At 69.1% G+C, this 11,572-nt stretch carries 9 protein-coding genes; 5 read left to right on the top strand and 4 right to left on the bottom strand.

Annotated features, from left to right (window positions below):
• Positions 1-29 precede the first annotated feature (29 nt).
• Together G6N32_RS25505 and G6N32_RS25510 are read left to right on the top strand one after the other, a co-directional pair.
• Entirely contained in the window at positions 30-635 is a 606-nt protein-coding gene (locus G6N32_RS25505; protein WP_115318354.1) for a hypothetical protein, read from the top strand.
• A gap of 18 nt (positions 636-653) precedes the next feature.
• The gene (locus G6N32_RS25510; protein ID WP_115318353.1) at positions 654-1,244 is read left to right on the top strand and encodes a hypothetical protein; all 591 of its coding nucleotides are present in this window, start codon (positions 654-656) and stop codon (positions 1,242-1,244) included.
• Here the strand turns inward: G6N32_RS25510 and G6N32_RS25515 are convergent.
• The gene (locus G6N32_RS25515; RefSeq protein ID WP_115318352.1) at positions 1,241-2,725 is read right to left on the bottom strand and encodes a dynamin family protein; all 1,485 of its coding nucleotides are present in this window, start codon (positions 2,723-2,725) and stop codon (positions 1,241-1,243) included. The two genes, G6N32_RS25510 and G6N32_RS25515, sit on opposite strands and share 4 nt — an antisense overlap.
• Positions 2,726-2,782: 57 nt before the next feature.
• Here G6N32_RS25515 and G6N32_RS25520 point away from each other — a divergent pair, with 57 nt between their 5' ends.
• Positions 2,783-3,214, top strand: coding sequence for a hypothetical protein (locus tag G6N32_RS25520; protein ID WP_147291980.1), 432 nt, complete (start codon positions 2,783-2,785; stop codon positions 3,212-3,214).
• Here the strand turns inward: G6N32_RS25520 and G6N32_RS25525 are convergent.
• The 3 genes from G6N32_RS25525 to G6N32_RS25535 all read right to left on the bottom strand — a co-directional run bounded on the left by G6N32_RS25525 (position 3,186) and on the right by G6N32_RS25535 (position 6,878).
• Positions 3,186-5,045, bottom strand: a complete 1,860-nt coding sequence (locus G6N32_RS25525) for a dynamin family protein (RefSeq protein WP_163789457.1) — start codon at positions 5,043-5,045, stop codon at positions 3,186-3,188. The two genes, G6N32_RS25520 and G6N32_RS25525, sit on opposite strands and share 29 nt — an antisense overlap.
• A gap of 86 nt (positions 5,046-5,131) precedes the next feature.
• Entirely contained in the window at positions 5,132-6,121 is a 990-nt protein-coding gene (locus G6N32_RS25530) for an IniB N-terminal domain-containing protein (protein ID WP_115318350.1), read from the bottom strand.
• Positions 6,122-6,338: 217 nt separating this feature from the next.
• Complete coding sequence (locus G6N32_RS25535) at positions 6,339-6,878, bottom strand: Rv0340 family IniB-related protein (protein ID WP_115318349.1); 540 nt, start codon at positions 6,876-6,878, stop codon at positions 6,339-6,341.
• 204 nt (positions 6,879-7,082) lie between these two features.
• Between G6N32_RS25535 and G6N32_RS25540 the strand changes: the two genes are divergently transcribed.
• Together G6N32_RS25540 and iniR are read left to right on the top strand one after the other, a co-directional pair.
• Positions 7,083-8,981 (top strand): Hsp70 family protein, encoded by a 1,899-nt coding sequence (locus G6N32_RS25540; RefSeq protein WP_115319023.1) that lies wholly within the window; start codon positions 7,083-7,085, stop codon positions 8,979-8,981.
• Positions 8,978-11,473, top strand: coding sequence for an isoniazid response ATPase/transcriptional regulator IniR (iniR, locus tag G6N32_RS25545; protein WP_115318348.1), 2,496 nt, complete (start codon positions 8,978-8,980; stop codon positions 11,471-11,473). Before G6N32_RS25540 ends, iniR begins: the two co-directional genes overlap by 4 nt.
• The last annotated feature ends 99 nt before the right edge of the window (positions 11,474-11,572 follow it).

Here is an 11,572-nt window from a genome sequence, read left to right on the forward strand (position 1 = left end):
CCCTGGCGGGCCGTTTAGCATGGATAGCCGTGGCGAAGCACGACCCCGCCGGGGATGTCGACGAGGCATCGCCCGTCCCGTTCGGTGACCCGTTCGGGCCCTATCCGGAGCAGCCGTATCCGGGGTCGGCACCTGTCGCCGATGCGCGTGCGGATGACGACACCGACCCGCCGACGGATCCCGCGCTACCGATGGTCACCGCCGACGACGGCTTCGACCCGTTCGCTCCCGACGCGTTCTGGTTTCCGGAACGGCCGTGGTACCGCAAGAAGCAGGCGACGCTGGCACTCACCGCGATCGGCGTGGCCGGAGTGGCGATCCTGGTCGCAGCGGTCCTCCTGGTCGCCCTGGATTCCGATGGCTCAGAGCAGTCCCCCGCCACGCCGTCGACCTCCAGCAGCACCCCGACCACCACGGCGCTGACCAGCTCGCAGCCACCCGAGCCGCCACCACCGCCGCCACCACCCCCGGAGAGCCCGCCACCGGCACCACCGCAGGGCACCTGGTACCCCCGTTATCCGCAGCAGAACGACGGCGGCCGCCCGAACGTGACCACCCCGCAGACCAGGCCGCCACAGATCAGCGTCCGTCCCACCCACCGCCCGGCCTTCCCCAATCAACCGGGCAGCGGCTGACAGTTAGAATCTGAACCCGTGGCGCGCGACGGATCCCCCGACGACCCGAACAACTACTCCGACAGTGACCCGACCCAGTACGCAAACTACGGCGGTACCGGCGGCGAGGCATATAGCGACTACCAGCAATCTGGTTTCGGAGCGCCGACCGGGTACGGCGACTACCCGCCGCCGCCCGAGCCGACCCCCTGGTATCGCAAGCCTGCGGCGCTCGTCGGCCTCGGAGTCTTGACCGCAGCCATCCTGGCTCTGCTGGTCTACGCGATCGTGAAGTTCACCGGGAGCGACGGCTCCGGCCCGGCGACCACGACGACGACCTCGCCGACGACCTCGACCACGGCCGCGACATCGGCGACGGTTGTGCCTGAGCCGGGCGTCACCCAGACGGTGACCGAATCCCCGACTGCCACCCAGGCCCCCGCCACGACGACGGACACGCCGACCACCACGACGACCACCGAACCGCCGTCGACCAGCACCAGCACGAGCACCAGCACCAGCACGAGCACATCGGTGTCGACCTCGGTGAGCACGGTGACCGAGACGGTGACCACGACGCAGCGGGTGCTGCCGACGATCCCGGGCTTCCCGCGGCCTGGCGGCGGCTAACCGCCTGCGGCGTACATCGCGACCAGCGCCTCGGCGCTGCGCACCGCGGCGCGACACGCCCGGGTGGTGAACGGGTCGTTCAGTGGATGGTCGGCGCGACGACGCCAGCGCTGCGCCGCAGCGAAGGCCGCCCGCGGTCCGTCGCCGAGCGTTTCGGCGGTCAGCCCCAGCCGGCTTGCCGCGTCGGTGCCCGACCCGCCGATCACCCGCCGCAGCGAGGCCATCTCGTCGTCGGTCAACGTCGTTGGCCGAGAACGTAGTTGACTGAGTAGCCGGAGTTCCTCGAAGGCGTGCGTGTCGGCCAGCAGCGGGTCGATGTCAGCGATGATGTAGGGCGTCGCGGTGATCGGGTTCATCTCGACGAACCGGCGCAACGAGACCAGGGCGGTGTGCGCCTTGAGCAGTTCGGAGCGCTGCGCGAACTGCTGGTCGATCACGTCGCGCAGCGCGACCAGCCCGCTGCGCTCGAGCAGCTCGTCGGCCAGGGTGACGGAATCCGTTGCCACGCCTGCCCGCAACACCGCGATCGAGATCCGCAGGCCGAACATGCCGAAGCGGTCCAAAATCTGCGCGCGGGTCTGCGCGTCCACCGGCAGGGCACTGTCCTCGCGCACGAAGCGGTCAACCGAGAGCATCGCCTTGTTCAGTTCGTTGGCGTCGACCGCCGCCAGCTTCTCCAGCGCGGCGAACTCGCTCTGCCGCAGGGTCCGGGCGGTCAGCGCCAACAGTCCCGAGACCGGAACGACCGCCTGACAGATGCCGGTCCGATCCAGTTCACCGGTGAATCGCTGCGCGACGTCCTTGGCCGACAGCATCGCGTCGAGTCGGCCCGCGCCGATCTCGTCGGCCCGGGATGCCACCCCGATCACCCCGAGTGCACCCGAGGATCCGCCGACCAGCTCCCCGATCTGTTTGAGCAGAGCGATGTCCGCGGCATTGAGGGTGCGCAGCAGGAACACCACCGCGTCGACTCGCGGCACTCCATCCTCGGGCACCAACAGCCGCAGGGTGCGCTCGGAGACATCGCGCGACAACGATGACGTGCCGGGCGTGTCGATGATCGTCGCGTCGATCAGTTCGGCGGCCGGCCACTCCACGTCGAGGTCGACGATGTCGTTGGCGTCGAGGCGGCCAAAGTCGAAGGTCAGTCCACCGTCGCGGGCGATCGGTACGTTGGAGCGCCGTCCGCCGGCGTGGTTGGCGGTGACCTTCGGGATCGGGCCGTGCCGGAACCAGGTGACGATGCGAGTGGCCTCGGTCGCATCGGTGGGCGCGATGTTCTCCCCGACCAGCGCGTTCACCAGAGTCGACTTGCCGGCCTTGAGCGTGCCCGCCAGCGCGATGCGGATCGGTTGGTTGAGCCGCCCGGCGATGCGGTCCAGCTCATTGAAGACGTCGGGCCGCTCGCGGTATGCCGGTTCACCCTGGTACGCGCGACGGGTGCCGCTCAGGATGGCGCGAACCTGATCGCTGGTGCTCATCGAACGACGAGTCTACGGTCCGGCGGTCCACCCGTATCACGGCTAGGATCAGCCGCCATGCCCCAGCACAAGGCGCCGTGGTACCGCTCGGCGGCTGCCACCTCGGCCGCCGGGCTGCTCGGGCTCGCGGTGGTCGCGATCCTGGTCTACGCGGTGGTGACGATGTCGAGCGAGTGGAGCAGGACGGACACCGAGACCGTCCCGCCGCCCGGCACGTACATCCCCGACGCACCGCACATCGCGAAGACCACCGCGGGATCGACTAGCACGTCGTATCCCAGCGTGCGGCTCTCGACGACCGATATCGGGCTACCGGGCGAGAGCACGACGAGTAGCACGACACCGACGACGACCAGCGACCAGTCGACCATCCCGCCGTCGGAGCGGGTGGCCCCGACGTTCCCAGGCACCTTCCCCACCCGCGTCACCCACCCGCCGGGCACGAGATCCGGGCCCCGGCTCAACGAGACTCGGTCGTCCTCGCCGTAGAAAGTGCTGTGGGGAAGAGCTTTTCGGCGTTGTCGATGACCTGGCCGAGAATATTCGCCTGGCGTTCGAGCTCGCGGATGCGGTTGTTGCGGTCGGTTTCCTCCATCCGCGCGGCGGCGATGGTGGACTGCAACGACTCGTTGAGCGAGCGACTGGTCTGGTTGGCGATGTCGCGGTAGTGGTCGCGGAGTTGACGCTGAACGTTCTTGAGCCGGTCACGGGATTCCTTGGACACCACGAACAGCACATCGTCGACGAAGCGGCGCAGATTGGTCTTGGCCTCGTTGCGGACCCGCATCATGCGGTTTTCCATGTCCTCCTTGTAGGCCTTGCGCCCGAGCAGCAGACCCGCACCCAACGACAGCGGGTTGAACATCCCCAGACCGGCCACCGAGGTGAGCATGCCGAACATCAGTACACCGCCGTAGGAGCCACGCATACTGGTGATCACCTTGTGGCCCTTGCCGATCGGCTTCGATTCGAGGCGGGCCAGCGATTTGAGGCGGCCCACACCGGCGTTCATCTCGGCGGCGCTCACCTCCGGCATCTTGATGGCGTCCAGCCCGGCCTCGACAAACGTCCGCGCGACGTCGGCGGCCAGCGCTTCAGCACGCTGGTAGGCCCACACGAAGTTGTCACCGACGGCGTTGGCAACCGAATCCTCCACCTCCGCACCGATTTCCGCCCAGTGCTGAGTGGGGTCGCCTTCGTCGATGACACTCTCGATGTGCTGGGTGATGGCCCGGAACCGGGCTCGCAGATCATGTTCGACGTCGGCGGTCAGGTCGGCGATGCCGTCGTTGAGGACCTGTTGCCACAGCGCAGTCTGCTGCAGCGCGTCCTGCGCTTCCTGCTTGCGCCGCTCGAGGTCCTCGGTGAGCCGGCGGGCCTGGTCCGGGTCACTGAGAGCCGAGAGCTCGGAGTTCACCGACAGGTTGAGATGTTCTGCTGCCGAGCGTATTTCGCCCACGACATGGTCGCGAACCGCATCGTTCTCCCGGGAGAGCACCTTCTCCGACAGCCATGCGACGATCGCCGGGAAGTTGGATTCGTCGTTGAGTTCCTTGTCGTTGAGCTGGATCGCGTGGCTGCGCAGCAGGGAGGACGCCGGGATCAGCGGCAACTGCAGTCCGGCGCGCTGCAGATGCGCGGTGTTGGCGGAGACGATCTCGCGCCAGTACGGGTAGAGATCGGTCTTGGTGGCGACGACAGCGCCGACCGGGCAGATCTCGTGGGCTTGGCGGATGAAGCGCATCTCGGGTTCGGTGAACTCTTGGCTGGTGTCGCTGATCATCAGCATCGCGTCGGCATCCGGGAGCAGCCCCAGAGTCGACGACAGGTGCGGCTGTCCGTGTCCGCCGACACCGGGTGTGTCGATGAACGCGAGGCCGCCCTGCAGCAGCGGGCTGGGTGCGCCGACCTCGACCCGCAACACCTCCCGGCCCTGCGCTTGCGGCGCGCGGCGCAGGTCGTGGCGGATGTCGTCGATCGGGATGTCGATGCTCTGCGGCGGCACGCCCTCGCCGACCGAGACGATCAGCCGGGCCGACGGTTGCTCGGCGTAGCTGATCACGGTGACCAGCGCGGTGGTCTCGTCGTCACCGACGCGTGCCACCGGCATGTTGAGCAGCGAATTGAGCAGCTGGCTCTTGCCCTGCTTGAGCTGGCCCGCAATGACGACCCGGATCTGCGGATCGGTGATGCGCTCCTTGGCAACGGCCAGCCGGGCAACCAGATCGCCGCGGTCGTTGAGGTCCGCAATCGCGCTGGTGTGATCGATCAGCTCGACGATCACCTTCACCCGGCGCGGGTCTTGCTGTGGTTGCGTCACGTGTCCTCCCAGTTGTCCACCGTATGCGCAGACAAGCGGCGGGGACCTCCAGACTTGCTGAAGGTCCCCGCCGTCGTCGGATTGCCCTACAAACCCAGCAGATGGTTGCCAGACGCCAACGCCATGTCGTGGCTGTTGTCGAGATGGCTGTTCACCAGCGTGGTGTCGTGCCCGGCATCGAACAGCGAGTGGCTGGACGAGTCGTGCGTCGAACTGTCGGTGACCGTGGTCTGGTGCACCGAGTTGTCGGAGTGGTCGGTCACGGTGGTTGTGGTGTGGGTCTGGGTGTTGACCGGCGAGCTGGCCGTGTTGCCGCTGTTGGTCGACGGGTGGTTGTCGACGATCGTGATGCCGCCGCCGCCCGCGTTGCCGCCGGAGGCGTGCCCGCCGCCGAGGCCGATCAGGCTGCCGCCGGCCGACGCTCCGCCGCCGTTCCCGCCGCTGGCGTCGACATCGTGCAAGACCGTCCCACTGTTGTCCTTGATCACGGTGCTGCCGCCGGTCGCGGTGGTGCCGTCATCGTGGATGTGGCTGTGGCCGATCGCGACGTTCGAACCGGTTCCGGCGACCACGTGACCGTTGTTCACGTCGTTGCCGTTGCCCAGGACCGCGCCGTCGCCGCTGACGATGTCGCCCTTGTTGTCGCCGTCGACCACCACGCCACCATTGGTGGCGGTGTTCGTGGTCTTGTTGCCGAAAGTGATGTCGCCGAAGCCGAGGTTGAAGCCGCCCTGCTGGGCGTTGCCGCCGGCGTTCTGATCCGGGCTCAGCAGCGAGGTGTCGTTGTGGCTGGCCAGGTCGGTCTGCGGCGCGAACGTGGGCGACGGCGCGTAGACCGGCTGGTAGGCGGGCGCGAATCCGTACTGGTTGGACACCGCGCGCTGCAGGCCGACGACCGGGTCGCCGCCGCCGAGCACCAGGCCGGGAACGGCGGTGGCGGCCAGTGTCGACACCTGGGCGGCGGACACACCGGCGAACCCGGCGTCGCGCATGGTCTGCTCCGGCGCGGCGACGAACGCCCGTGCGGCGTCCTCGTTGCGGAACAGGTCAAGGATCCAGTCGAGGAGAGAGAGCATGGTCGGACCTTTCGGTGTGTTCGCCGGTGACTCCGGCGATCTGGAGACCACGTTATGGACGCCGGGGTCGGGCGAAAACGGGGCCGGAACCCCTCGTCAGCAGGTCCCCACTAGGGCCGGCCAGGGGTGTGCGCCTAGGGGATTAGGGGGTCCCTAGGGAAACCCCCAGATATGACAAATCCCCACGTCACCACGGACGTGGGGATTTGCCGGGGGATCAGAACAGGTCGAAGCCGACGTTGTCGACCTGGGTGTGGTTGTCGTCGACGTGGCCGTGATCCCACGTGGTGTGGTCGGCCCAGTCCTGCACGGCGTCGGGGGTGAGGCCGTGGTCGGCGAGCGTGTCGGTGACCTGCGCCGCGGTGTCGGGCAGGTCCAGGGCGCCGGGGTCGCCACCCAGATCGGTGACCAACGCCGGAGCCTGATCCGCGTGCTGGGCGACATCGGTGATCACCGAGTGAACGTCGGGCGCGGTCGTGGCCGCGGGCAGATGATCGAAGGCATCGAAGGCTGCCGTCGCCGCCCCGCTCGCCCACACGTTGCCGTCCCCTGCGCCGGCCGCGGGGCCGAATCCGGCACCTGATAGCGGCCCCGACAGCGAGTCGGCGACCATCGGAATCAGGTTGTTGACGTCAGCGCTGGTCACACCGGTCAGGTGAGCGTCGGCGATAGCACCGCCCGGGTCCGCGGCGTAGCGTGCGGCGGCATCGGGATCTCGCACAAGCGACATCACGAAGTCGAGCAACGAATTTGCCATGGAAACGCCTTCTCTCCTGCCGCCGATAGTCACAGTGGAATCCCAGCTGCTGCCAAGAATGTTATCGGCGGACACGCGGGCCGTGATCGGTGTCGAAGCCACTCGAACCACGGCGCCATTAGGGGGTGCAGCCTTAGGGGTTCGGAAGGCATTAGGGGATATGGTGATGACTGCTGCCGACACGGCAGCGGAGGGATGTGCGAATTGAGCGAATCGCTGGGGTTGTCGATCGGAGCGACCAACCTGGCGGCGGCACGTCCGGGCCGCCGGCCGGTGACCCGCCGGTCGGTGTTGACGCTGTGGGACAACCGGCCCCCCGAGGTCGGCGTTCCCTCCCAGAACCCGGAGCTGACGAGCCCGAACATCACCGACGCCGGTCAGGTGTTCCGCGGCTTCGTCGAGCGCGCGGGCGACCCGGTGCCCTTGGTGGCCGCCGATGGTTCGTCGCACCGCGGCGAGGACTTGATTGCCGACGCGCTCGAGGCGATGGCCCGCGCCGCCGACGACGGCTCACCGGCCTCCACTGTGGTCGTCGCGGTCCCTGCGTACTGGGGCGCGGGCGCGGTGGGCGCCCTACGAGGCGCACTGCGGACCCGGCCTGCCTTGTCGCCCAACGGTATTCCGCCGATGCTGATTTCCGATGCGACCGCCGCGCTCGCCGCCCTACAGGCTGATCCCGGTCTGCCGTCGCAGGGGGTGGTGGCGCTGTGCGACTTCGGCGGCAGCGGTGCCAACATCACCCTCGCCGACGCCGGAGCCAATCTCGCGCCGATCGGCGAGACGGTGCGCTTCACTGACCTCTCCGGTGACCATCTCGACCAGGCCCTGCTGACCCAGGTACTCGGCGGCATCCGCGATCAGGCCAATGTCGACCCGGCCAGTACAAATGCGGTCGGTGCGCTGACCCGGTTGCGCGACGAGTGCCGCCAGGCCAAGGAGCGGCTGTCCTCGGAGACCGCGACGGTCATCCCTGCCGAGCTGCCCGGCTTCCGCTCCGATATCCGGGTCACCCGACCGGAACTGGAGGCCTTGATCGCCGAGCCGCTCGCGGGTTTCCTGGACGTCCTCGGAGATGTGCTTGAGCGCAACAGGATCCCGGCCGTCAACCTGGCCGCGGTCGCCACTGTCGGTGGCGGTGCCGCGATACCGCTTCTGACGCAACGCCTTTCAGAGGAATTACGCATTCCGGTGATCACCACGCCGTTGCCGGGTCTCAACGCGGCTATCGGATCGGCCGTGATCGCCGCGCGCGGCGGTGCACCGGACGCGCCGACGGGGATGGCCGTGGCCGCGGCGGACGCACCCACCGGTCTGGCGCCGGCGGCGTGGGCAGCCGGCACAGCCGGAGCAGCCGCGACCGAATCCGCCACCGACGGTTCGCCATCGGCGACTTTCCGCGCTCTGGCCTGGTCGCAGGACGATGCGCCCGGCGCGGAGCCGGTGCCGTATTCCGGCGAGGACTACACCTTTGATTACGCCCAACAGGCGCAGGCCACCGGGATGCGACCGGTGGTGGAGTTCGAGCCGCCGGACTCCGAGACCGAACTGGTCGCCGCACCGGTGCCTTGGTACCGGCGCCCGCCGCTGTTGTTCGGTATCGCCGCCGCGCTCGCGGCGGTGGCGGTCGGCGGACTGGCGATCACCCTCACGAGTGCCGACAGCACGCCGAGCACCACGACCACCCGGGTCACCAAACCCGGCGATCCCACCGAGGCGCCGGCCACGAGTGTCGTTCCACCGCAGACGGTGACGATCACCGGTAACGACGGGGTGCCCACCGAGTCGACGATCCCGGCTTCGACCACAGTCATCCCGACCACCACCGCGCCCACCACAACCACCACCACCACGACGACGCCGTCGACCACTACGACGACGACCACAACCACCACAACGACGACCACGACCACCACGACCCCACCGACCACGACCACCACCACACAACCGCCGACAACGACCACCCAGCCGCCGACGACCACGACGCAGCCGCCGACGACGACACAGGCCCCGCCGACCACCACCGTCAAGCCGATCACCACCACGGTCGCGCCGCCGACCACCCGCGACATCATCACCGGCGTAACGTCGCCTCCGGGGGAATGACGCCGGTGGCCGATTCGATTCCAGCGCAGCATCTTCCACCGGGTGCCGGCAATGCCATCAGCGCACTGGGGTCGGAGCCGGTCAAGCTGCTGGTGACCGGCGGAGTCGGCACGGGCAAGAGCACGTTGCTCGTCGCGGTGCGCGACGCTCTGCGCGGCGCCGGTTCCGCGGTCGTGACACGTGCGCCGGCGGGCGGTGATCGCGCCGATGTCGCCGTGGTGGTCGACGACGCGCACCTGCTGTCGGCGGTCGAGTTGCAGCGGCTCGCCGAGCTCGCCGCCGAGCCGTCGTCGACGGTCGTGGTGGCAGCCCAGCCGCGAGACCACGACCACGACCTGCAGTCGCTGATGACGGCGATCGAGCGTGAGCGGCCTCGAATCGCCCTGGGGCCGATGACATCCGCCGATGTTTCCCGCCGGCTGACCGACCCGTCCGGCCATCCGCCGCGCACCGAGTTGGTGATCAGCATTCTCAACGCGACGGCGGGCATTCCGTTTCTGGTCGACGCCGCGCTGACCTCCACTCGCCCGTATTCGGCCGCGTCGGTCGCCCAGGCTGCCTTATTCGCGCTCAACGACCGGCTGCGCCGACTCAGCGAACACGACCTCGACGCATTGCTGATCGCCTCGCTCAGCCGCGATCTCGGTGCCGCCGATCTGGCAGCGACACTTCAGGTTCCGTCCGATGAGGCCAGGCTGCTGATCGACCGGGCCCGCGCCACCGGACTGGTCGAACCCGCGCACAGCCCGCACTTCCTGCGCGGGGTGCACCGCGCCGTCGCGCAGATTCTCGGCAACGCCCGCCACCACGACGTCGAGACCGCGCTGCTGCGCTCCCAGATTGCGATGTCGACCCTGTCCCCAGACCTCGCGCTGCGGTTGGCCGAACACGGGGTGCGTGACGAACAACTGGCCGAGGTCTTGCGCGGGCAGGCCGGCGCAGGACGCGCCGACCCGGCCCTGCTGCGGGCCGCGGTCGATGCCGGCGCTGTCGAACTGCGGGCACAGCTGGCCGATGCGCTGGCTCTGGCCGGCGAATCCTCGGCAGCGGCAAGCGAAGCGGACAGTCTGCTGGCGTCGGAAGACCGTGCCGAGCGCGCCGCGGCGGTCCGGGTGGCGGCCAGTGTCGCGATGCTCAACGGCAACTCGGCGCAGGCGGCCGAACTCTTCAGCTGGCTCGGCCCCTACCCGGACGCAGCGGTCAGCGCGGCGGCGACGATCGTACTCACCGCGACGGGCGATGCCGCCGGCGCCGAACACGCGCTGGCCGTGCCCGGCGCGGGTCCTCCGACCGCGGCCTCCCGCGCTGCGCGCACCCTGGCCGAGGGACTGCTGGCGACGTTGCAGGGACCCTATTCGACGGCGGCGACCAAACTCGGCGCGGCGATGGCCGCGGAGTATTCGGCCGCCCAGATCCTTCCGGACAGCCCGGCGGCTCTGGTCACACTGGCCGCACTGCACGGCGGTGACCCGGTCCGCGCGCGCAGCGTGATCGCCCGCGCGGTGCGCACCGACCGGGACGCCGACGAACCGCTGTACGGGCATCGGCACCGACTGCTGCTCGGCTGGACCAAGATGCAGGACGGCCAATTCGCGGCGGCCGGGGCCGACATCGCCGGACTCGACGGCACGCATCGTCGGGATGCGCTGTGGACGGCCGCACTGCGCACCGCGCTGGCCCGGCGCGGCGGCGACGCCGGCGCCCTGCAGAAGTACTGGTACGCCGCGATGGAAGTACTGGTCGAGTATTCCGTCGACCTGTTCTCGCTGCTGCCGCTGGGTGAGCTGTGGGTGGCGTCGGCCCGAATCGGCCAGCAGGACCGGCTGGCGCCCGCCCTCGAGCAGGCGTTCGGGCTGCTGGAATCACTGGGCAATCCACCCACCTGGTCGGTCCCGCTGCGCTGGGCCGGTGTGCACGCCGGGATTCTGGCCAGTGATCCGGCCGCGGTCGCCCCGCATGGGCAGGCGCTGACCGCATCCGCGGCGCACAGTCCGTTCGCCAAGGCCCTGGCGGTGGCCGGGCGAACCTGGTTACGGGTGCTCGCCGGACAGGTCGACGGCGACGAGGTCGGCGCCGCCGCCCGCGGACTGGCCCAGTTCGGCCTGACCGCTGATGCCACCCGGCTGGCCGGTCAGGCCGCGCTGCAGACCTCCGACCCCAAGGTGTCAGGGCTCATGTTGCAGGTCGCCCGCGACCTGAAGCTGTCGGCCGGCGACAGCGCGAGCGATGACGGCCAGCAGCCGCTGGTGTCCGAGGCCTCGGGGCCCGCGCCGACGGGTGCACGGCCGGCGTCCTCGCCGCTGTCGGATCGCGAGCGTGAGGTGGCCGAGCTGCTGTTGCTGGGCATGCCCTACCGAGATATCGGCGCGCAGCTGTTCATCTCCGCGAAGACCGTCGAGCACCACGTCGCCAGGATCCGTCGTCGTCTCGGCGCAGAGTCCCGTTCGGAAATGCTGTCGATGCTTCGGGCAATTCTGTCGCCGCAGAGCTGAGAGCCCCGGCGCGCGCGACCCTAGTTAGGACAGCCTTTGTAGCGGCGCCAAATGCCGAGATGCAACTATGAGCTGGATTGAAGTTAAGTTACTGGTCGG

It is taken from the genome of Mycolicibacterium aichiense, assembly GCF_010726245.1.
GTDB classification, from domain to species: Bacteria; Actinomycetota; Actinomycetes; order Mycobacteriales; family Mycobacteriaceae; genus Mycobacterium; species Mycobacterium aichiense.